Annotated in this window: 22 protein-coding genes; 17 read left to right on the top strand and 5 right to left on the bottom strand. The window is 54.2% G+C overall.

Annotated features, from left to right (window positions below):
- Positions 1–58 precede the first annotated feature (58 nt).
- The gene (rihA, locus tag IM291_RS04390; protein ID WP_192971409.1) at positions 59–1000 is read left to right on the top strand and encodes a pyrimidine-specific ribonucleoside hydrolase RihA; all 942 of its coding nucleotides are present in this window, start codon (positions 59–61) and stop codon (positions 998–1000) included.
- Between the two features lie 54 nt (positions 1001–1054).
- On the opposite strand, the gene IM291_RS04395 is transcribed toward rihA, so the two are convergent.
- Positions 1055–1537 (bottom strand): zinc ribbon-containing protein, encoded by a 483-nt coding sequence (locus IM291_RS04395; protein ID WP_028012343.1) that lies wholly within the window; start codon positions 1535–1537, stop codon positions 1055–1057.
- A 216-nt stretch (positions 1538–1753) separates the two neighbouring features.
- Here IM291_RS04395 and leuS point away from each other — a divergent pair, with 216 nt between their 5' ends.
- The 14 genes from leuS to lipA all read left to right on the top strand — a co-directional run bounded on the left by leuS (position 1754) and on the right by lipA (position 16708).
- Complete coding sequence (gene leuS / locus IM291_RS04400) at positions 1754–4336, top strand: leucine--tRNA ligase (protein ID WP_048338851.1); 2583 nt, start codon at positions 1754–1756, stop codon at positions 4334–4336.
- A 14-nt stretch (positions 4337–4350) separates the two neighbouring features.
- Entirely contained in the window at positions 4351–4920 is a 570-nt protein-coding gene (gene lptE / locus IM291_RS04405) for an LPS assembly lipoprotein LptE (protein WP_041910796.1), read from the top strand.
- Positions 4920–5951: a DNA polymerase III subunit delta gene (gene holA, locus IM291_RS04410; RefSeq protein ID WP_126345157.1), complete on the top strand. Its 1032-nt coding sequence runs from the start codon at positions 4920–4922 to the stop codon at positions 5949–5951. The genes lptE and holA overlap by 1 nt, the downstream gene beginning before the upstream one ends.
- Positions 5944–6609, top strand: a complete 666-nt coding sequence (gene nadD / locus IM291_RS04415; protein ID WP_028012339.1) for a nicotinate-nucleotide adenylyltransferase — start codon at positions 5944–5946, stop codon at positions 6607–6609. Before holA ends, nadD begins: the two co-directional genes overlap by 8 nt.
- A gap of 268 nt (positions 6610–6877) precedes the next feature.
- The gene (rsfS, locus tag IM291_RS04420; RefSeq protein WP_003858696.1) at positions 6878–7195 is read left to right on the top strand and encodes a ribosome silencing factor; all 318 of its coding nucleotides are present in this window, start codon (positions 6878–6880) and stop codon (positions 7193–7195) included.
- Positions 7196–7198: 3 nt separating this feature from the next.
- Positions 7199–7666: a 23S rRNA (pseudouridine(1915)-N(3))-methyltransferase RlmH gene (gene rlmH, locus IM291_RS04425; RefSeq protein WP_003858701.1), complete on the top strand. Its 468-nt coding sequence runs from the start codon at positions 7199–7201 to the stop codon at positions 7664–7666.
- A 28-nt stretch (positions 7667–7694) separates the two neighbouring features.
- Complete coding sequence (mrdA, locus tag IM291_RS04430) at positions 7695–9596, top strand: peptidoglycan DD-transpeptidase MrdA (protein WP_192971411.1); 1902 nt, start codon at positions 7695–7697, stop codon at positions 9594–9596.
- A 2-nt stretch (positions 9597–9598) separates the two neighbouring features.
- Positions 9599–10711, top strand: coding sequence for a peptidoglycan glycosyltransferase MrdB (gene mrdB, locus IM291_RS04435; RefSeq protein WP_013097590.1), 1113 nt, complete (start codon positions 9599–9601; stop codon positions 10709–10711).
- A gap of 16 nt (positions 10712–10727) precedes the next feature.
- Positions 10728–11837: an endolytic peptidoglycan transglycosylase RlpA gene (gene rlpA / locus IM291_RS04440; RefSeq protein WP_192986221.1), complete on the top strand. Its 1110-nt coding sequence runs from the start codon at positions 10728–10730 to the stop codon at positions 11835–11837.
- Positions 11838–11976: 139 nt separating this feature from the next.
- Complete coding sequence (gene dacA / locus IM291_RS04445) at positions 11977–13188, top strand: D-alanyl-D-alanine carboxypeptidase DacA (protein ID WP_028012336.1); 1212 nt, start codon at positions 11977–11979, stop codon at positions 13186–13188.
- A gap of 105 nt (positions 13189–13293) precedes the next feature.
- Positions 13294–13557: a DUF493 family protein YbeD gene (ybeD, locus tag IM291_RS04450; RefSeq protein ID WP_003858718.1), complete on the top strand. Its 264-nt coding sequence runs from the start codon at positions 13294–13296 to the stop codon at positions 13555–13557.
- Positions 13558–13648: 91 nt separating this feature from the next.
- A complete protein-coding gene (gene lipB / locus IM291_RS04455) occupies positions 13649–14290 on the top strand; it encodes a lipoyl(octanoyl) transferase LipB (protein WP_028012335.1) in 642 nt (213 codons plus the stop codon).
- Between the two features lie 291 nt (positions 14291–14581).
- Positions 14582–15535 (top strand): YbeF family transcriptional regulator, encoded by a 954-nt coding sequence (locus IM291_RS04460; RefSeq protein ID WP_032644843.1) that lies wholly within the window; start codon positions 14582–14584, stop codon positions 15533–15535.
- Positions 15536–15742: 207 nt separating this feature from the next.
- Positions 15743–16708, top strand: coding sequence for a lipoyl synthase (lipA, locus tag IM291_RS04465; RefSeq protein ID WP_028012333.1), 966 nt, complete (start codon positions 15743–15745; stop codon positions 16706–16708).
- Positions 16709–16789: 81 nt separating this feature from the next.
- Here lipA and tatE read toward each other — a convergent pair whose 3' ends face one another.
- Together tatE and IM291_RS04475 are read right to left on the bottom strand one after the other, a co-directional pair.
- Positions 16790–16990: a twin-arginine translocase subunit TatE gene (gene tatE, locus IM291_RS04470; RefSeq protein WP_028012332.1), complete on the bottom strand. Its 201-nt coding sequence runs from the start codon at positions 16988–16990 to the stop codon at positions 16790–16792.
- A gap of 125 nt (positions 16991–17115) precedes the next feature.
- A complete protein-coding gene (locus tag IM291_RS04475; protein WP_192971412.1) occupies positions 17116–17904 on the bottom strand; it encodes a deaminated glutathione amidase in 789 nt (262 codons plus the stop codon).
- A 67-nt stretch (positions 17905–17971) separates the two neighbouring features.
- On the opposite strand from IM291_RS04475, the gene crcB reads away from it, so the two are divergent.
- The gene (gene crcB, locus IM291_RS04480; protein ID WP_041910922.1) at positions 17972–18355 is read left to right on the top strand and encodes a fluoride efflux transporter CrcB; all 384 of its coding nucleotides are present in this window, start codon (positions 17972–17974) and stop codon (positions 18353–18355) included.
- Between the two features lie 218 nt (positions 18356–18573).
- On the opposite strand, the gene cspE is transcribed toward crcB, so the two are convergent.
- Together cspE and pagP are read right to left on the bottom strand one after the other, a co-directional pair.
- The gene (gene cspE, locus IM291_RS04485; RefSeq protein WP_002439184.1) at positions 18574–18783 is read right to left on the bottom strand and encodes a transcription antiterminator/RNA stability regulator CspE; all 210 of its coding nucleotides are present in this window, start codon (positions 18781–18783) and stop codon (positions 18574–18576) included.
- Between the two features lie 189 nt (positions 18784–18972).
- The gene (gene pagP / locus IM291_RS04490) at positions 18973–19590 is read right to left on the bottom strand and encodes a lipid IV(A) palmitoyltransferase PagP (RefSeq protein WP_080339189.1); all 618 of its coding nucleotides are present in this window, start codon (positions 19588–19590) and stop codon (positions 18973–18975) included.
- Positions 19591–19983: 393 nt separating this feature from the next.
- On the opposite strand from pagP, the gene dcuC reads away from it, so the two are divergent.
- Positions 19984–21351 carry an anaerobic C4-dicarboxylate transporter DcuC gene (gene dcuC, locus IM291_RS04495; protein ID WP_192986223.1) on the top strand — a complete coding sequence of 456 codons (1368 nt, stop codon included), beginning with the start codon at positions 19984–19986 and terminating at the stop codon, positions 21349–21351.
- The last annotated feature ends 77 nt before the right edge of the window (positions 21352–21428 follow it).

The following is a 21428-nucleotide window of genomic DNA, read 5'->3' on the forward strand; positions in this document are numbered from 1 at the left end:
CGGCGTCACATCGCAGCGTTAACCTTGTCACAAAATAATGCTAAGAATGGAGAACGCTATGGCACACCCTATAATTCTCGACTGCGATCCGGGTCATGATGACGCGATCGCGCTCGTCCTCGCGCTTGCCTCACCTGAACTGGACGTGAAAGCGGTCACCTCGTCCGCCGGAAATCAGACGCCGGACAAAACCCTGCGCAACGTTTTACGAATGCTGACGCTGCTGAAACGCACCGATATTCCTGTCGCAGGCGGCGCCGTTAAGCCGCTGATGCGCGAGCTGATCATTGCCGACAACGTTCACGGTGAAAGCGGGCTGGATGGCCCGGCGCTGCCGGAGCCAGGTTTCACACCGCAAGACTGCACCGCCGTCGAGCTAATGGCGAAGGTGCTGCGTGAAAGCGCAGAGCCCGTGACGCTGGTGGCTACCGGCCCGCAGACCAACGTTGCGCTTCTGCTGAACAGCCATCCTGAACTGCACAGCAACATCGCCCGTATCGTCATCATGGGCGGATCAATGGGGCTGGGGAACTGGACGCCTGCGGCCGAATTCAACATCTTTGTTGATCCGGAGGCTGCGGAGATCGTCTTCCAGTCGGGCCTGCCGATTGTGATGGCGGGGCTGGACGTGACGCATCGGGCACAGATTATGGCAGACGATATTGACCGCTTCCGCGCCGTGGGCAACCCGGTTGCGACAACCGTAGCCGAGCTGCTCGACTTCTTTATGGAGTATCACAAAGCCGAGAAATGGGGCTTTCACGGCGCGCCGCTGCATGACCCGTGCACCATCGCCTGGCTGCTGAAGCCTGAAATGTTTACCACGGTGGACAGATGGGTTGGCGTGGAGACGCAGGGGAAATATACCCAGGGGATGACGGTGGTGGATTACTATTCGCTGACGGGAAATAAACCGAATACGACGCTGATGGTGGATATCGACCGGGCGGCGTTTGTGGATTTGCTGGCGGAAAGACTTGCTTACTATTGTGCGGCCTGACGCCCTCACCCTGGCCCTCTCCCACGGGGAGAGGGAACTAAACTGCGCTTTTACTTATGGCTCAAACGGGCGACGCTGGAACTGATCGTGCCCGCACTTCGGGCACAGCGGCAACACATCCGGCGTATATACCGCAATATGGTGATGGCACTTCTCGCACACCAGATTCCCCAGCCCCACCACTTCACCGCTCTGGTACACGCCGTGATGATTTAAATCCTGGAACACCTCGCGCCACTCCAGCTGGGTTTTATCGGTAATATCCGCCAGCTCCTGCCACAGGCTCTCTTTGATCACCCGCATAAAGACGCTGTCGGCGATCTCATCCTGGCTCTCTTCGTAGCTGCGCGCGAACTCTTCCAGATCGCGGCGTACGGCGCGCGTCACCTCTTCCACTTCGGTTCGCGTTAACTCACCCGTTTGCGTCACCCGTTCACGCGCCTGTTCGACCAGCGCGTCAATATCGCGCTCGCCGTTACGCAGCCGTTCCGTCAGTGTCGCCACCAGTTCGCGGTAAAATTGAGCAACCTTGTTCATCATTTTGCCTCCCGGGTAAGTAACTATTTCTAATAATAGACCTTATTTCGCCGCCGCTTTGTCAGGTGAAGCACAGACCCGGTAAATTCCTGCAAAGTGCAATTGCGCGAAAGGCTGTTTTGACGCGGGCGTTTGGGCTATGCTATGCGGATCTGAATTACCACATCCATTGGCTACATTTTTGTAGCTGTATTGAACACAGGACCACTGGCTGCCATGCAAGAGCAATACCGCCCGGAAGAGATAGAATCAAAAGTCCAGCAACACTGGGACGAGAAGCGCACCTTTGAAGTAACCGAAGACGAGAGCAAAGAGAAGTATTACTGCCTGTCGATGCTTCCCTATCCTTCTGGTCGACTACACATGGGCCACGTGCGTAACTACACCATCGGTGATGTGATCGCCCGTTACCAGCGCATGCTGGGCAAAAACGTTCTGCAGCCAATCGGCTGGGATGCGTTCGGCCTGCCTGCAGAAGGCGCAGCGGTAAAAAACAATACCGCTCCGGCACCGTGGACGTACGACAACATCGCGTACATGAAAAACCAGCTCAAAATGCTGGGCTTCGGCTATGACTGGAGCCGCGAGCTGGCGACCTGCACCCCGGAATACTACCGCTGGGAGCAGAAGTTCTTCACCGAGCTGTACAAAAAAGGCCTGGTGTACAAGAAGACCTCTGCCGTTAACTGGTGCCCGAATGACCAGACCGTTCTGGCGAACGAGCAGGTTATCGACGGCTGCTGCTGGCGCTGCGACACCAAAGTTGAGCGTAAAGAGATCCCGCAGTGGTTTATCAAAATCACCGCTTACGCTGACGAACTGCTGAACGATCTGGATACACTGGATCACTGGCCTGACACCGTTAAGACCATGCAGCGCAACTGGATCGGCCGTTCTGAAGGCGTGGAAATTACCTTCAACGTTGAGAACTACGACCAGACCCTGACCGTCTACACCACCCGTCCGGATACCTTCATGGGTGCGACCTATCTGGCCGTGGCCGCAGGTCACCCGCTGGCGCAGAAAGCGGCAGAGAACAACCCGGAACTGGCGACCTTCATCGACGAATGCCGCAACACGAAAGTGGCCGAAGCCGACATGGCGACGATGGAGAAAAAAGGCGTTGCGACGGGCTTCTATGCTAAGCACCCGCTGACGGGCGAAGCGATCCCGGTCTGGGCTGCAAACTTCGTTCTGATGGAGTACGGTACTGGTGCTGTCATGGCCGTTCCGGGCCACGATCAGCGCGACTACGAGTTTGCCACCAAATACAACCTGCCGATTAAAGCCGTTATTCTGGCCGCCGATGGTTCTGAACCTGACCTGTCCGAGCAGGCGTTGACCGAAAAAGGCACCCTGTTCAACTCCGGTGAGTTCAGCGGCCTCAGCTTCGAAGAGGGCTTCAACGCCATCGCCGATAAGCTGGCCTCATTGGGCGTGGGCGAGCGTAAAGTGAACTTCCGTCTGCGCGACTGGGGCGTGTCCCGTCAGCGTTACTGGGGTGCGCCAATTCCAATGGTGACCCTGGAAGACGGCACCGTCATGCCAACGCCTGAAGATCAGCTGCCCGTGATCCTGCCGGAAGACGTGGTTATGGACGGCATCACCAGCCCGATCAAAGCCGATCCTGAGTGGGCTAAAACCACCGTCAACGGCCAGCCTGCGCTGCGTGAAACCGACACCTTCGATACCTTTATGGAGTCCTCCTGGTACTACGCGCGCTACACCTGCCCGCAGTATAAAGAAGGCATGCTGGATTCTGACGCCGCCAACTACTGGCTGCCGGTAGATATCTATATTGGTGGTATCGAACACGCCATCATGCACCTGCTCTACTTCCGCTTTTTCCATAAGCTGATGCGCGATGCCGGCATGGTGAACTCTGACGAGCCCGCTAAACAGCTGCTGTGCCAGGGTATGGTGCTGGCAGACGCCTTCTACTACGTTGGCGCGAACGGAGAGCGTAACTGGGTTTCTCCAGTTGATGCGATCGTTGAGCGCGACGAGAAAGGCCGTATCGTGAAGGCGACAGACGCTGAAGGCCATGAACTGGTTTATACCGGCATGAGCAAGATGTCCAAGTCTAAAAACAACGGTATCGACCCGCAGGTGATGGTTGAGCGTTACGGCGCGGACACCGTACGTCTGTTCATGATGTTTGCTTCTCCGGCTGATATGACCCTTGAGTGGCAGGAATCCGGCGTAGAAGGCGCGAACCGCTTCCTGAAACGCGTCTGGAAGCTGGTGTACGAACATACCGCACAGGGTGATGCTCCGGCACTGAACGCCGCTGCGCTGAGCGAAGATCAGCAGGCGCTGCGTCGTGATGTTCATAAAACGATCGCGAAAGTGACCGATGATATTGGTCGTCGTCAGACCTTCAATACCGCAATTGCGGCTATTATGGAACTGATGAACAAGCTTGCGAAAGCCCCGCAGGACGGCGAGCAGGATCGTGCCATCATGCGTGAAGCGCTGCTGGCCGTGGTTCGCATGCTTAACCCGTTCACGCCACACGTCAGCTTCACCCTGTGGCAGGAGCTGAAAGGCGAAGGCGATATCGACAACGCGCCGTGGCCGGTGGCTGACGAAGCAGCGATGGTGGAAAACACCACGCTGGTGGTGGTCCAGGTCAACGGCAAAGTCCGTGGTAAAATTACCGTGGCGGTCGATGCAACTGAAGATCAGGTTCGCGAGCGCGCGGGCCAGGAACCTCTGGTTGCGAAATATCTTGAGGGCGTTACCTTACGTAAAGCGATCTACGTACCGGGTAAACTGCTCAATCTGGTCGTTGGCTAAGCGCGGGAGGAAACGTGCGACAACTGGCAACAATACTCTTATCTTTGGCGGTGCTTGTCACCGCTGGCTGTGGCTGGCACCTGCGCAATACCACGGCGGTGCCTGCTGAGATGAAAACAATGATCTTTGATTCCGGGGATCCAAACGGACCGCTCAGCCGGGCCATTCGTAATCAGCTGCGCCTGAACGGCGTTGAGCTTGTTGAGAAAGGTACGCTGCGCCAGGATGTACCGTCTCTGCGCGTACTGGGAATGACGCTGGGCCAGGATACGGCGTCCATCTTCCAGGACGGCCGCACGGCTGAATATCAGATGGTGCTGTCGGTCAATGCGGCTGTACTGATCCCGGGTAAAGACATCTATCCGATCAGCGCAAAAGTGTATCGTTCGTTCTTTGATAACCCGCAAACCGCGCTGGCAAAAGATGCCGAACAGCAAATTATCATCAACGAAATGTACGACAAGGCGGCGGAACAGCTGATCCGCAAACTGCCGGGTATTGCAGCGTCTAACCGAGAAGGCTCTGACATTATTGAAAAACCGGATGCCAGTACGCCTCCTGTTTCTACCTCTCTGGGTAAATGATGATCAGGCTGTATCCTGAACAACTCCGCGCGCAGCTCAATGAAGGGCTGCGCGCGGCGTATCTGCTGCTCGGAAACGACCCGTTACTACTTCAGGAAAGCCTGGATGCCGTGCGGCATGCGGCCGCGGCTCAGGGCTTTGATGAACACCATACCTTTCAGGTGGATAACGCCACCGACTGGAACGCCCTCTTCTCACTCTGTCAGGCGATGAGCCTTTTTGCGTCGCGCCAGACAATCCAGATCCTGCTGCCGGAGAACGGCCCTAACGCGGCCATCAATGAGCAACTCGCCACACTGGTCAGCCTGTTACACAGCGATCTGCTGTTAATTGTGCGCGGCAGCAAGCTCACCAAAGCGCAGGAAAACGCGGCATGGTTCACCCAGCTCGCGACCCACGCGGTGCTGGTCACCTGCCAGACGCCTGAGCAGGCGCATCTGCCTAAATGGGTCGCCGCGAGAGCGAAGCAGCACAACCTTCAACTGGACGATGCGGCGAACCAACTGCTCTGCTACTGCTATGAAGGCAACCTGCTGGCCCTGGCACAGGCGCTGGACAGGCTCTCCCTGCTCTGGCCGGACGGCAAGCTGACTTTACCGCGCGTTGAGCAGGCCGTTAACGATGCCGCACACTTCACGCCGTTCCACTGGGTGGATGCTCTGTTGTCGGCGAAAAGCAAACGCGCCCTGCATATTCTCCAGCAGCTGCGCCTGGAGGGCAGTGAACCCGTCATCCTGCTGCGCACGCTGCAGCGCGAGCTGTTGCTGCTGATAACGCTCAAGCGCCAGTCGGCCCATACGCCGTTACGCTCCCTGTTTGATAAACACCGGGTGTGGCAAAACCGGCGGGCAATGACCACCGAGGCCATCAACCGCCTGAGCCATGAACAGCTGCGCCAGGCGGTGCAGCTTCTGATGCGCGCCGAGCTCACCCTAAAACAAGATTACGGCCAGTCGGTGTGGGCGGAGCTGGAAAGCCTTTCCCTGCTGCTTTGCCACAAGGCGCTGGCTGACGTATTTATTGATGGATAGTATGCACTCTTTACAGGCCCTGTATGGCGGCACCTTTGACCCGGTACACTACGGGCATCTGAAGCCGGTAGAAATTCTGGCAAATCTGATCGGCCTGCAGCGCGTTACCATCATGCCCAATAATGTTCCGCCGCACCGCCCCCAGCCTGAAGCAACCAGCGAGCAGCGCAAAGAGATGCTCGCTCTGGCTATCGCGGATAAGCCGCTCTTCAGGCTGGATGAACGGGAATTGCGTCGCGACACCCCCTCGTGGACGTCGCAAACGCTGCAGGAGTGGCGGGCCGAGCAAGGGCCTGACCAGCCGCTCGCCTTTATCATCGGTCAGGACTCCCTGCTCAACTTCCCCACGTGGCACAAGTATGAAACCATTCTGGGGAACAGCCACCTGCTCGTCTGCCGCCGTCCGGGCTACCCGCTGACCATGCGCGAAGCGCAATATCAGCAGTGGCTTGAAGACCATCTCACCGATAACGTTGAAGATCTTCACAACCAGCCCGCCGGGAAGATTTATCTGGCGGAGACGCCGTGGTTCGACATCTCTGCGACCGTTATTCGCGAACGTTTACAGCAGGGTTTAGCCTGTGACGATCTGCTGCCTGCCCCGGTGCTGGCGTATATTCATACGCACGGGTTGTATCAGAAAACCGCAGATAAATAGCCGGAGGGCATAAAAAGCAGCATATTGATTATCCTGCCTTGACAGGTTAAGCCATACTGTTATCCTCCGCTGCCAGACTTTCCCGCCGATCGTTGCTTTACAGAAATTGTTTTACAAAAATGGCGATGCAATCTCAGGCGGAGGGTGGGATGATACCCGCCTTCAAAAGCCCGGACGGTGACATTTGTCCCGACAGGGGCGTCAGTTCAGGTATACTGTCTGGCCACGAATTCATAGTTGTACAATCTCATTCACCCAGGGGGAAAACTTGCAGGGTAAAGCACTCCAGGATTTTGTTATCGACAAAATTGATGACCTGAAAGGTCAGGACATCATCGCTATCGACGTTAAGGGTAAATCCAGTATTACCGACTGCATGATTATCTGCACCGGTACCTCTACGCGTCATGTTGTTTCGATTGCCGACCATGTGGTTCAGGAATCGCGCGCAGCAGGACTCTTACCGCTTGGCGTTGAAGGTGAAGCGACCGCTGACTGGGTGGTTGTTGACCTCGGCGATGTGATTGTCCACGTCATGCAGGAAGAGAGCCGTCGCCTGTATGAGCTGGAAAAACTCTGGGGTTAATGCGTGAAGTTGCAGCTGGTCGCCGTCGGCACCAAAATGCCGGACTGGGTACAAACCGGTTTTACTGAATATCTGCGTCGTTTTCCCAAAGACATGCCGTTCGAACTGGTGGAGATCCCCGCCGGGAAGCGCGGCAAGAACGCCGATATCAAACGTATTCTCGATAAAGAGGGCGAACTGATGCTTGCTGCCGCAGGCAAAAACCGCATCGTCACCCTCGATATTCCAGGAAAACCCTGGGATACGCCGCAGCTGGCGCACGAACTGGAGCGCTGGAAGCAGGACGGTCGTGACGTCAGTCTGTTGATTGGCGGCCCCGAAGGGTTGTCCCCTGCCTGCAAAGCGGCAGCAGAACAAAGTTGGTCCCTCTCCGCGCTGACGCTTCCCCACCCGCTCGTTCGGGTACTGGTGGCAGAAAGCCTGTATCGCGCGTGGAGCATTACTACCAACCACCCCTATCACCGCGAGTAATGACTGACCAGGGTAGATTAAGCAGCGGATGAAACTACAGAATTCTTTTCGCGACTATACGGCTGAGTCCGCGCTGTTTGTGCGCCGGGCGCTGGTCGCCTTCACCGGGATTTTGCTGCTTACCGGCGTGCTGATCGCCAACCTTTATAATCTGCAAATTGTCCGCTTTACCGATTACCAGACGCGTTCCAACGAAAACCGTATCAAGCTGGTCCCTATCGCACCCAGCCGCGGCATTATTTACGATCGTAACGGCACCCCGCTGGCGTTAAACCGCACCATCTATCAAGTCGAGATGATGCCGGAAAAAGTCGATAACGTTCAGGATACGCTGGAAGCGCTGAAAAGCGTTGTCGACCTGAACGACGACGATATCGCCGCCTTCAAAAAAGAGCGCGCCCGCTCTCACCGTTTCACCTCCATTCCGGTTAAAACCAATCTGACGGAAGTCCAGGTCGCCCGTTTTGCGGTGAACCAGTACCGCTTCCCCGGTGTGGAAGTGAAGGGTTACAAGCGTCGCTACTATCCTTACGGATCCGCGCTGACGCATGTGATTGGCTACGTTTCCAAGATTAACGATAAAGACGTCGAGCGCCTCGATAAAGACGGCAAGCTGGCGAACTACGCCGCGACGCACGATATCGGCAAGCTGGGGATTGAACGCTACTACGAAGATGTCCTGCACGGGCAGACCGGCTATGAAGAAGTTGAGGTTAACAACCGTGGCCGCGTCATCCGCCAGCTTAAGGAAGTGCCGCCTCAGGCGGGGCACGACGTCTATCTGACGCTCGATCTCAAACTGCAACAGTATATTGAAACCCTGCTGGCGGGCAGCCGCGCCGCCGTGGTGGTCACCGACCCACGCACCGGCGGCATTCTGGCCATGGTTTCCATGCCAAGCTATGACCCGAACCTCTTTGTTGACGGCATCTCCAGCAAAGACTACTCCGGCCTGCTGAATGACCCTAACACCCCGCTGGTGAACCGCGCCACGCAAGGCGTTTACCCACCGGCATCAACGGTTAAACCGTACGTGGCGGTCTCAGCGCTGAGCGCGGGCGTCATCAACCGCAATACCAGCCTGTTTGACCCGGGCTGGTGGCAGCTACCGGGCTCTGAAAAACGCTATCGCGACTGGAAGAAATGGGGCCACGGCCATCTGAACGTTACGAAATCTCTGGAAGAATCTGCGGATACCTTCTTCTATCAGGTGGCGTATGACATGGGCATTGACCGCCTGTCAGAGTGGATGAGCAAATTCGGCTACGGGCACTACACCGGCGTGGATCTGGCTGAGGAACGGTCAGGCAACATGCCAACCCGCGAGTGGAAACTAAAGCGCTTCAAGAAGCCGTGGTATCAGGGTGATACCATACCGGTGGGTATCGGCCAGGGTTACTGGACGGCCACCCCGCTTCAGATGAACAAAGCGATGATGATCCTCATTAACGACGGCGTGGTGAAAGTTCCGCATCTGCTGCAAAGCACCGTTGAAGATGGCAAAAAAGTGCCGTGGGTGCAGCCCCATGAAGCGCCGGTAGGCGACATCCATTCCGGCTTCTGGGAAATAGCGAAAGACGGTATGTACGGTGTGGCAAACCGTCCAAACGGAACCGCGCACAAGTATTTCGCCGGTACGCCATATAAAGTGGCCGCGAAATCCGGTACGGCGCAGGTCTTTGGCCTGAAAGCCAATGAAACCTATAACGCACACCGCATTGCCGAACGTCTGCGTGACCATAAGCTAATGACGGCGTTTGCCCCTTATGATAACCCGCAGGTGGCGGTGGCAATGATTCTGGAGAACGGCGGCGCTGGCCCGGCGGTAGGGACCATCATGCGCCAGATCCTGGACCACATTATGCTGGGTGATAACAACACCGAACTGCCGGCTGAAAATCCGGCCGCCGCTGCGGCGGAGGACCAATAATCATGACGGATAATCCAAATAAAAAATCGCTGTGGGATAAAATTCACATCGACCCAGCCATGCTGCTGATCCTGCTGGCCCTGCTGGTTTACAGCGCCCTGGTTATCTGGAGCGCAAGCGGCCAGGACATCGGCATGATGGAACGCAAGATCGGCCAGATCGCGATGGGTCTGGTCATTATGGTGGTAATGGCGCAGATCCCGCCGCGCGTCTATGAAGGCTGGGCGCCCTATCTCTACATTTTCTGTATTATTTTGCTGGTGGCGGTAGATGCGTTCGGTGCCATCTCAAAAGGGGCACAGCGCTGGCTGGATCTCGGCGTAGTCCGTTTCCAGCCCTCGGAGATTGCCAAAATCGCAGTCCCGCTGATGGTGGCGCGCTTTATCAACCGCGACGTCTGTCCGCCGTCGCTGAAAAATACCGCTATCGCCCTGGTGCTGATATTCCTGCCGACACTGCTGGTTGCGGCGCAGCCTGACCTCGGCACCTCGATCCTTATCGCCCTCTCCGGCCTGTTTGTCCTGTTCCTGTCGGGCTTAAGCTGGCGTCTGATTGGTATCGCGGTGGTGCTGGTTGCAGCGTTTATCCCTATCCTGTGGTTCTTCCTGATGCATGACTACCAGCGCCAGCGCGTCATGATGCTTCTCGATCCGGAAACCGATCCGCTCGGTGCGGGCTATCATATTATTCAGTCCAAGATTGCGATTGGCTCCGGCGGCCTGCGCGGTAAAGGCTGGCTGCACGGTACCCAGTCGCAGCTGGAGTTTTTACCGGAGCGCCACACCGACTTTATCTTTGCGGTACTGGCGGAAGAGCTGGGACTGGTTGGCATCCTGATCCTGCTGGCGCTCTACGTGCTGCTCATCATGCGAGGTTTGTGGATTGCGGCCCGCGCGCAGACCACCTTCGGCCGCGTCATGGCAGGCGGACTGATGTTGATTTTATTCGTTTATGTCTTCGTAAATATTGGTATGGTGAGTGGTATTCTGCCGGTGGTAGGCGTACCGCTGCCGCTGGTGAGTTACGGAGGCTCGGCACTGATCGTGTTGATGGCCGGGTTTGGTATCGTGATGTCGATCCACACCCACAGAAAAATGTTGTCAAAAAGCGTATAAAAATAAGGGGATCGGAATGCGTAAGCAGTGGCTGGGTATCTGCATTGCGGCAAGTTTACTTGCGGCCTGTACAAGTGATGATGGTCAGCAACAGGCAACCGTCGCGCCGCCGCAGCCTGCGGTGTGTAATGGCCCAATCGTTGAAATTAGCGGTGCCGATCCCGTTTATGAACCGCTGAATGCCAGCGCGAATCAGGATTACGAGCGCGACGGCAAAAGCTACAAAATTGTGCAGGATCCGTCCCGCTTTAGCCAGGCTGGCTTTGCCGCCATTTATGATGCTGAGCCGGGCAGTAACCTGACGGCATCGGGTGAAACATTTGACCCAATGCAGCTGACTGCGGCGCACCCGACGCTACCTATCCCTAGCTACGCCCGTATCACCAATCTGGCGAACGGCCGTATGATCGTCGTGCGTATTAATGACCGCGGCCCGTACGGTAATGACCGGGTGATTTCCCTGTCCCGCGCGTCTGCCGATCGCCTGAATACCTCGAACAACACCAAAGTTCGCATTGACCCAATTATCGTGGCGCAGGATGGTTCGCTCTCCGGGCCGGGAACCGCGTGTACCACGGTGGCGAAACAGACCTATGCCCTCCCCGACCGCCCAAATCTGGACGGCGGCATGGGAAGCGTCTCCTCGCCGGCAGAGCCTTCTCAGCCGGCGGGAGAAATACGCCCGATCAGCAATGACACCCTGCAAAGCGATGATGCCACTGGCGCACCGGTAAAAAGCAGCGGCTTCCTTGGCGCACCAACGAACTTAGCCTCGGGCGTGCTGGAGAGCAGTGAGCCGACGCCAGCCCCTCTTGCCGCTCCCGTCGTGCAGCAGCCTGCCCCGGTAACGGCTCCGGTCACGACCCAGAGCGCAGCCGTTGCCGCTCCCGCAGCAGCCAGCGGCGGCTTTGTCGTCCAGGTGGGCGCAGTGAGCGATCGGGCCCGTGCCCAGCAGTATCAGCAGCGTCTAAGCCAGCAGTTTGGCGTGCCAGGACGCGTTGAGCAAAACGGCGCGGTCTGGCGTATTCAGATGGGGCCGTTTGCCAGCAAGTCGCAGGCGGCATCCCTGCAGCAGCGTTTGCAGAGCGAGGCACAGCTGCAGTCCTTTATCGCTGTTACGAAGTAATTAATCGGCGGTATCCGAAATGTCAGTTTGTGTAAAACACATTCACAAACTCATGCTTAAAGTCGGATGCCTGCCTGAATAGCATTTGCTATAGTAAGGCACTTTTTTTAATTCCATCACGGATGTCGTAGTTCTGACCATGAAGACCACTTTTTCTGCTCGTTTTGTGCAGCGCATGGCGCTGACCACGGCCCTTTGCGCGGCTGCACTCTCTGCAGCTCATGCTGATGACCTGAATATCAAGACCATGATCCCTGGCGTTCCGCAAATCGACGCGGAATCCTACATCCTGATCGATTACAACTCTGGCAAAGTGCTGGCAGAACAGAATGCCGATGCCCGCCGTGATCCGGCCAGCCTGACCAAAATGATGACCAGCTACGTCATCGGCCAGGCAATGAAAGCCGGTAAGTTCAAAGAGACGGATCTGGTCACCATCGGCAACGATGCGTGGGCTACCGGGAACCCGGTTTTCAAAGGTTCCTCGCTGATGTTCCTGAAACCGGGAATGCAGGTTCCGGTTTCTCAGTTAATTCGTGGCATTAACCTGCAGTCCGGTAACGATGCCTGCGTGGCCATGGCCGATTTCGCCGCCGGTAGTCAGGATGCGTTCGTGGGCCTGATGAACAGCTACGTAAATGCCCTGGGTCTGAAGAACAGCCACTTCCAGACCGTACACGGTCTCGATGCAGACGGTCAGTACAGCTCCGCGCGTGATATGGCGCTGATCGGTCAGGCGCTGATCCGCGACGTACCTAACGAGTACTCTATCTACAAAGAGAAAGAGTTCACCTTCAACGGCATTCGTCAGACCAACCGTAACGGCCTGCTGTGGGATAACAGCCTGAACGTTGACGGCATCAAAACCGGCCACACCGACAAAGCCGGTTACAACCTGGTGGCCTCTGCCACTGAAGGCCAGATGCGCCTGATCTCTGCCGTGATGGGCGGTCGCACCTTTAAAGGTCGCGAAACCGAAAGTAAGAAGCTGCTGACCTGGGGCTTCCGTTTCTTCGAAACCGTGAACCCGCTGAAAGCAGGCAAAGAATTTGCTTCTGAACCCGTCTGGTTCGGCGATAACGATCGTGCTTCTCTGGGCGTGGATAAAGACCTCTACCTGACCATTCCACGCGGTCGTATGAAGGATCTGAAAGCAAGCTATGTGCTCAACACCACCGAACTGCATGCCCCGCTGCATAAAAACCAGGTGGTGGGTACCATCAACTTCCAGCTGGACGGTAAAACGATCGACCAGCGTCCACTCGTGGTATTGGAAGAAATTCCTGAAGGCAATTTCTTCGGCAAAATCATTGATTACATTAAACTGATGTTCCATCACTGGTTTGGCTAAAAATCGAACACTTGAAAGTGTGATTTTGATCCCCATATACTAAGTATCCTGATAACTCCCACCTGACGTGGGAGTTATTCTTTTTGACGTTACGCCGGAGCTGACATGAAAACCAAACTTAACGAACTGCTTGAATTCCCTACCCCGTTTACCTACAAAGTAATGGGTCTGGCGAAACCTGAGCTGGTTGATCAGGTGGTTGAAGTGGTACAGCGCCATGCGCCGGGTGACTACTCTCCGTCAGTAAAACCAAGCAGCAAGGGCAACTACCACTCGGTTTCTATTACCATCACTGCCACACATATCGAGCAGGTTGAGACGCTGTACGAAGAGCTCGGCAATATCGAAATCGTTCGTATGGTGCTGTAGCCCCTTTGCGGTTACCCGGTTTACCGGGTAACCCCTCTTCCCCGCTGTGATATACTCCCCCTCATCTTTTTCTCGTCTTCGGAGACGCGTTTTGTATCAGGATAAAATTCTGGTCCGTCATCTCGGGCTGCAACCTTATGAGCCTGTCTCTCAGGCTATGCACGAGTTCACCGATTCACGCGATGACACAACACCTGATGAGATTTGGCTGGTCGAACATCTGCCGGTATTTACGCAGGGCCAGGCGGGAAAAGCGGAACACTTATTAATGACGGGCGATATCCCGGTGATCCAGAGCGACCGCGGCGGTCAGGTCACGTACCATGGGCCCGGGCAGCAGGTGATGTACGTCCTGCTTAATCTGAAGCGCAGAAAGCTTGGCGTACGTGAGCTGGTGACGTTACTGGAACAGACCGTCGTCAACACGCTGGCGGAGTATGGTATTGACGCGCATCCGCGTGCCGATGCGCCGGGCGTCTACGTTGGCGAAATGAAGATCTGCTCTCTGGGGCTACGTATTCGTAAAGGTTGTTCCTTCCACGGTCTGGCATTGAATATTAATATGGATCTTACGCCTTTCCAGCGCATAAACCCCTGCGGCTACGCCGGCATGGAAATGACGCAAATGCGCCAGTGGGTCGATACCGCTACGCCAGAAAATATACGTCCCGTGCTTCTGAAGAATGTGTTAGCGCTACTTAACAATCCCCCGCACGAATATATCCCTGCTTAATATATCATCCAGAATGGCTCGATAATTTGACGGGCCACTGTTTATTTACCGCTTTTACGCTTTACAATAATCCGCAGATTCTATATTTTCGAAGCGCCCGAATATTGCCCTTACATATTATTTAGCCTCCGGACAGCACGGCATACACAGGCTAAGTAACTTGAGTGATAATCACACAACTGTTTGTTTTTGATAAACAAGTGGAACAAAAGCAACACTTTACGAATCTCTACAAGCATAATAAATAAATTGAACTATCATTCATGTTGTGAATGTATACGGAGTGAAAGCGTGGAGTATAATAATTTACCAGCCAAACGCCTGAATGACCCCGGTGGCGAAGATAAGCCGCAAATTTTTCGGACTTTACGTAATATTGATCTCAATTTACTGACTATTTTTGAGGCAGTATATGTCCATAAGGGTATCGTTAATGCTGCGAAAATTCTTAATCTCACGCCATCGGCAATAAGTCAGTCAATTCAAAAGCTACGGGCTATATTTCCCGACCCCTTATTTATCCGTAAGGGCCAGGGCGTCACGCCAACGGCCTATGCGACACATCTCCACGAATACATCAGCCAGGGGCTGGAGTCGATTCTGGGTGCGCTGGATTTAACCGGAAGCTATGACAAACAGAGAACCATCACCATCGGCTGCTCCCCTTCTGTCGGCGTGCTGGTGATGCCCGCGATCTTCCAGGCCGTGAAAGAGCAAGCGCCTCAGCTTCTGCTTCGCAATGTGCCTCTTAACGAACCTGACGTTCAGCTTGCTCAGTTCCAGACGGACCTGGTCATCGAAAGCGGCAGCTTTAGCGCCCGAGCGCTGGGGCAAAATGTGCTTTACGCCGATAACCTGGTGCTGGTTTGCCGCAGGCAGCACCCCGTCCTCAGCGAGCCGTTATCCATTGAAAACCTGCGCAACTACGACCACTCGTCTTTCATGACCGAAGGACAGTCTAACCACGCTCTGCGTCAGCGTATTGACGAAATTTTCCCGGAACGTCAGATCAGTTTCAGCAGTTACAATATGTTCACCACCGCATCCCTGATTGGCAGCAGCGATATGCTGTGCATCATGCCTTCACGCCTGTATAACCTGCTGCGGAAATGCTGGCCGCTGGAGAGTATTCCGCTAAGCCAGCTCAATGCAGAATCTATCGAGATTTCACTGCATTACAACAAGCTCAGCTTGCGCGATCCGGTACTGGAAAACGTCATCCGCATTATCCGTCAGGCCTTCTGACAGAGCGTACCCGTACACGTCCCTGCCGCTCGCAGGGCAAAAGGCACAAAACAACAACTATTTTACAAATTGGCGACCTGGCAGGCTGCTTTAACGCCCCTATAAATGATATACTGCCTGTCGTTCGTTCAAAAATAGTTGATAAATACAACATTCCCTTGAATTGAAACGCTTTCCTTCGATATTCGCAACTGGAACACGCACGCTATGAGTAAACCCATTGTGATGGAACGCGGTGTTAAATACCGCGATGCCGATAAAATGGCCCTTATCCCGGTTAAAAACGTGGCTACAGAGCGCGAGGCGCTGTTAAGAAAACCGGAATGGATGAAAATCAAACTTCCGGCAGACTCTTCGCGTATCCAGGGGATCAAAGCGGCGATGCGTAAGAATGGCCTTCACTCTGTTTGTGAAGAAGCCTCTTGCCCGAACCTTGCTGAATGTTTCAATCACGGCACCGCGACGTTTATGATTCTGGGTGCCATCTGTACCCGCCGCTGCCCATTCTGCGACGTAGCGCATGGCCGCCCGGTGGCCCCCGATGCCAACGAGCCGCAAAAACTGGCGCAAACCATCGCCGACATGGCGCTGCGTTATGTGGTTATCACCTCCGTTGACCGCGACGATCTGCGTGATGGCGGTGCTCAGCACTTCGCTGACTGCATTACTGCCATTCGCGAAAAAAGCCCGAACATCAAAATCGAGACGCTGGTTCCTGACTTCCGCGGCCGTATGGACCGCGCGCTGGATATCCTGACCGCGACGCCGCCAGATGTGTTTAACCACAACCTGGAGAACGTTCCGCGTCTTTACCGTCAGGTGCGTCCGGGAGCCGACTATAACTGGTCTCTGAAGCTGCTGGAGCGCTTTAAAGAAGCACATCCGCATATCCCGACCAAGTCAGGTCTGATGGTTGGTCTGGGTGAAACCAATGACGAAATCATCGACGTCATGCGCGATCTGCGCCGCCACGGTGTGACCATGTTGACGCTCGGCCAGTATCTGCAGCCAAGCCGTCACCACCTGCCGGTACAGCGCTACGTGAGCCCGGATGAATTTGACGAGATGAAAGCCGAAGCGCTGGCGATGGGCTTTACCCACGCGGCTTGTGGTCCATTTGTTCGTTCTTCTTACCATGCGGATATGCAGGCGAAAGGCGAAGAAGTCAAATAACGCCGTAATATTCATTTACAGTAATGCAAAAAAACCGGCCTCATGAGCCGGTTTTTTTTCGCAAGCCCTCAGGCATTGCCGTTACTCTTTGTGGGAAAGCTTCTCTGCCGGGATGTCGTCAGCGCTTTTCTTCGCGGCTGCGTCATCGTCGTTCATCGCTTTCTTGAAGCCTTTGATGGCAGCCCCCAGGTCACCACCCAGCGTGCGTAACTTCTTGGTACCAAACAGCAGGACGACCAGTGCGGCAACCACCAGCAGTTTGGTAATACTAATCTCACCCATAGATACCTTCTTTACTTAAAACAGGCTGCATTCAGCGCCAAAACCCGATCGTATTAACGGTCATTTGGCGCGTGCACACAATAGCAATCTGTAACAAGGTGAATCAAGCATTGTTGAAAAAAACATCACAATAATTGCGGTGGCGCAAAGCGACGGTTGCGAAGAACAGGTAATTGCTGACGCGCAAGCGCAACTCTTTCTAAAATTATCTCCGCCATCAGCAGAACCGGCGCTTCCGCTGCGGCGGCAATCGTCACTCCCAGGGGATCAACCACCCTGCTCTGCCCGATGTTTTTATTGCCGCACTCCCCGGCGGCAACAACATAACAGGTCGTGTCCAGCGCGCGTGCCGCAAGCAGCGTAGCCCAGTGTTGCTCTTTTAGCGGCCCCTTAACCCATGCGGCGGGCAATACCAGCACCTCCGCCCCCTGCAGCGCCAGATGCACCGCCAGCTCCGGGAAACGCAGGTCATAGCAGGTCATCAACCCCACCTTAAACCCGTCGATATCAATGAGCGGTGGGACGACATCTCCCGGATCAACGCGTCGCGACTCCTGGATGCTGAACGCATCATAGAGATGAAGCTTGGCGTAGCGCGCAACAATGGCACCGTCACGAATAGCCACCAGCGTATTCACTGCGCGACCCGGCGTTGAGGGAACGTGCACGGTTAAGACGGTGGTCATCGTACTGCCTACGCTCTGAGCGAGCAGCTGTTGTAAAAATTCGCCGTCAAGGGCCTGTGCGGACTTCACGGACAAATCCGGGTCGTTATCATCCCTTGCCAGCAACGCCTCAGGAAGCACCAGCAGCGACGCGCCTTTCTGTCGGGCCAGTATCATCAGGTTAACGCACTGCACTGCGTTAACCCGCCAGTCAGGCGTGACCGCAAACTGCCCTACCGCAACATACATATTTGTCCCCTCATTATAAACAGCGTTAAACTCGCTACTCTTACACATCAAATAGCAGGTATTTAGCGTGTTACAACTCCTTTTAGCTGTTTTTATTGGTGGAGGCACGGGGAGCGTTGCGAGGTGGTTACTGAGTATGCGGTTTAATCCCCTGCACCAGGCGATTCCATTAGGAACGCTGGCCGCCAACCTGATTGGTGCTTTTATTATTGGTATGGGGCTGGCCTGGTTTAACCGGATGACGCACATCGATCCCATGTGGAAAGTCTTAATTACCACCGGCTTCTGCGGCGGTTTGACCACATTTTCAACCTTTTCCGCGGAAACGGTTTTTCTCTTTCAGGAAGGTCGTATCGGCTGGGCGCTGGTGAATATCGCGATCAACATGATCGGATCTTTCGCGATGACGGGGATCGCATTTTGGCTTTTTTCCTCTGTAAGCACGCATTAACTGCCGGAGCGTTAATGTTGGCTTAATTTTTCTCTGTCACTCTGAAGGCAATACTGAACGAGGGTGACAAATGAAACAGAGTCTGATGAGCGCAGGCATGGTGTTGTTGAGCGTACTGATCGTGGCCAGCTTCCTGAAAATTTACCTGCTTGGCTGATTCATAACGAAAAAAACCCGCTCAATGAGCGGGTTTTGAAATTCTTGCTGACGCGTCTGAATTACAGAGCGATTACGTTAGCAGCAGAAGGGCCTTTGGCACCGTTAGTGATTTCGAACTCTACACGCTGACCTTCAGCCAGAGTTTTGAAACCATTAGACTGGATTGCAGAGAAGTGTACGAACACGTCTTTGCTGCCATCTTCAGGAGTAATGAAACCGAATCCTTTGGACTCATTAAACCACTTAACGTTACCTTTAATCTTAGACATCAAAATTACCTTTACATTAAAAAACGACACAAATGCTGTGTCGGTTACCAGTACATCAATTGTGGGACCTTTTGTCCAGCGGATCTTTGACAAAAAGTGACTAAAGTCGCGTTAATTTTCACTGACAGATTTTTATCGCTTACGAATCAACGGCTGCACGTTTTTTCACCACCAGTAATGTTTTGTCAGTTAAAACTGAAAACGCATCCAGGCGAAGTAAACATTACCGTTGTTATAGGTTCCCGGAATGTAGGTCATCTGGAACGTTGCAGGGCCGTATCCAACAGAGGCCAGAGGCAGCAATACGGGGATCGGAATGTACTTCCAGTTGTCGCGCGCGGTCACCCCGGCGGTATAACCCAGACCAACGTGGAAGTTCTCATCCGCCAGCGGGCGCCAGGTTTTTTCCCAGCCGTAGCCGCCAATCGGTTCCCACTTGTTAAAGGAGTCTTTGAAGGCCATCAGATAGATGCCATGCCAGTTTCCTTTATCATCCCAGCGCGACTGACCAAAACCCGCTCCCCAGGGACGCTCGTTGTATTTATCCGTTTTCTCTTTGTCGTAAGCAAAGCGCGCATGCCACGTTATTGCCGGGACATAGAGATCATAATGTTCAGGCGCTGACCAGGTCTGCGAAACATTATCCGTAAAAGTAGAGAACCAACCTTTGTCCGTCGCGTTGTTCTCTGCCTGTGCAACAGAAGAAAACGTTAACTGGCCAATAATAAACAATAAAATAGAGAAAAAAGTATTACGTACAATCACAATGCAATTACCATTCTTGATATTCGAGGCAAAGTTTAACATAGAATAATTGAACCAAGCCTTAACGGCATCACCCCTACTCTTAAATATCAGGACACTTTTCGGGAATATTCTTAAAGCGGCGTTCTGCTTATCCCGAATAAACCCTCATCATGTACGCCTAATGTCTGTTAACCGTCTCCAGTACTAACAGGCCAGACCACACAAAAGTTTAACATTTTGTTATCATTACATAGACATGTTACGCTGTCTTTGCCGGTCAAGATCCTTATGACATAAATGCCTTAGCCATGGCAAAAACGCTGTTATGCTGTTCGTTAGTCGTCTGTTTATTGATTTTAATCAGCAAGGGCGGGCCATTAATTCGGCACATTTTCATCCTTCATTTTTATATTAATTTTTTATATCTCAGGGCAGAAAGACACAGGGGAAATCATGCTTACGTTTATCGAACTCCTAATTGGGGTCGTCGTCATTGTGGGTGTAGCTCGCTACATCATTAAAGGATACTCAGCCACGGGCGTTTTATTTGTCGGTGGTTTAACGCTGCTGATAATCAGCGCAGTAATGGGTCATCAGGTTTTACCTGCCAGCGCAGCCAGCACGGGCTACACCGCCACGGATATTGTTGAATATATTAAAATCCTGCTCATGAGCCGCGGTGGCGATCTGGGTATGATGATCATGATGCTGTGCGGTTTTGCAGCCTATATGACCCATATCGGCGCGAACGACATGGTTGTGAAGCTTGCCTCGAAACCCCTGCAGCACATTAACTCGCCGTATCTGTTGATGGTTGCCGCCTATTTCCTCGCCTGCCTGATGTCGCTGGCCGTTTCATCGGCAACCGGGCTTGGCGTACTGTTAATGGCCACGCTGTTCCCGGTGATGGTAAACGTGGGCATCAGCCGTGGGGCAGCGGCGGCAATTTGCGCCTCCCCGGCGGCCATTATTCTCTCCCCGACGTCAGGAGACGTTGTGCTGGCAGCGAAAGCAGCCGAAATGTCGCTTATCGACTTCGCCTTTAAAACCACGCTGCCGATCTCGATTGTCGCCATTGTGGGAATGGGTATCGCGCATTTCTTCTGGCAGCGCTATCTCGATAAGAAAGAGAACATCAGCCATGAAATGATGGATGTAAGCGAAATCACCACCACCGCGCCGGCGTTCTATGCCATTTTGCCGTTCACGCCAATTATCGGCGTGCTCATTTTTGACGGGAAATGGGGCCCGCAGCTGCACATTATTACTATCCTGGTTATCTGTATGCTGTTAGCCGCTGTGCTGGAGTTAGTGCGCGGTTTCAACACCCAAAAAGTCTTCTCCGGCCTTGAGGTCGCGTATCGCGGTATGGCAGATGCGTTTGCTGGCGTGGTGATGCTGTTGGTTGCAGCAGGTGTCTTTGCCCAGGGTCTGAGCACGATCGGCTTTATCCAGAGCCTGATCTCCATCGCCACCTCGTTTGGCTCGGCCAGTATTATCCTGATGCTGGTCCTGGTGGTACTGACCATGCTGGCGGCAATGACCACCGGTTCCGGGAATGCGCCATTTTACGCCTTCGTTGAGATGATCCCTAAGCTGGCTCACTCGTCCGGTATCAACCCGGCTTATCTTTCCATTCCCATGCTCCAGGCCTCAAACCTGGGTCGTACCATCTCGCCTGTCTCAGGCGTGGTGGTGGCGGTTGCCGGGATGGCCAAATTCTCGCCGTTTGAAGTGGTGAAACGCACGTCAGTGCCGGTGCTGGTTGGGCTGATCATCGTCATTATTGCTACCGAAGTGCTGGTTCCCGGCGCCGCCTAAGTGAAATTCCTGATTACCTAAAAGCGCCTGCGGGCGCTTTTTGTGCTTTAATAACCCACAAAAATGAATTGCGCACA

Origin of the sequence: Enterobacter cloacae complex sp. P27C (assembly GCF_014895705.1) — a bacterium.
GTDB classification, from domain to species: domain Bacteria; phylum Pseudomonadota; class Gammaproteobacteria; order Enterobacterales; family Enterobacteriaceae; genus Enterobacter; species Enterobacter bugandensis.

Bases quoted from the DNA above. Each gene is read 5' to 3' on its own strand.
- rihA (WP_192971409.1), top strand. From the start codon at position 59: ATGGCACACCCTATAATTCTCGACTGCGATCCGGGTCATGATGACGCG.
- IM291_RS04395 (WP_028012343.1), bottom strand. From the start codon at position 1,537: ATGAACAAGGTTGCTCAATTTTACCGCGAACTGGTGGCGACACTGACG.
- leuS (WP_048338851.1), top strand. From the start codon at position 1,754: ATGCAAGAGCAATACCGCCCGGAAGAGATAGAATCAAAAGTCCAGCAA.
- holA (WP_126345157.1), top strand. From the start codon at position 4,920: ATGATCAGGCTGTATCCTGAACAACTCCGCGCGCAGCTCAATGAAGGG.
- nadD (WP_028012339.1), top strand. From the start codon at position 5,944: ATGGATAGTATGCACTCTTTACAGGCCCTGTATGGCGGCACCTTTGAC.
- mrdA (WP_192971411.1), top strand. From the start codon at position 7,695: ATGAAACTACAGAATTCTTTTCGCGACTATACGGCTGAGTCCGCGCTG.
- mrdB (WP_013097590.1), top strand. From the start codon at position 9,599: ATGACGGATAATCCAAATAAAAAATCGCTGTGGGATAAAATTCACATC.
- rlpA (WP_192986221.1), top strand. From the start codon at position 10,728: ATGCGTAAGCAGTGGCTGGGTATCTGCATTGCGGCAAGTTTACTTGCG.
- dacA (WP_028012336.1), top strand. From the start codon at position 11,977: ATGAAGACCACTTTTTCTGCTCGTTTTGTGCAGCGCATGGCGCTGACC.
- ybeD (WP_003858718.1), top strand. From the start codon at position 13,294: ATGAAAACCAAACTTAACGAACTGCTTGAATTCCCTACCCCGTTTACC.
- lipA (WP_028012333.1), top strand. From the start codon at position 15,743: ATGAGTAAACCCATTGTGATGGAACGCGGTGTTAAATACCGCGATGCC.
- tatE (WP_028012332.1), bottom strand. From the start codon at position 16,990: ATGGGTGAGATTAGTATTACCAAACTGCTGGTGGTTGCCGCACTGGTC.
- IM291_RS04475 (WP_192971412.1), bottom strand. From the start codon at position 17,904: ATGTATGTTGCGGTAGGGCAGTTTGCGGTCACGCCTGACTGGCGGGTT.
- cspE (WP_002439184.1), bottom strand. From the start codon at position 18,783: ATGTCTAAGATTAAAGGTAACGTTAAGTGGTTTAATGAGTCCAAAGGA.
- pagP (WP_080339189.1), bottom strand. From the start codon at position 19,590: ATGTTAAACTTTGCCTCGAATATCAAGAATGGTAATTGCATTGTGATT.
- dcuC (WP_192986223.1), top strand. From the start codon at position 19,984: ATGCTTACGTTTATCGAACTCCTAATTGGGGTCGTCGTCATTGTGGGT.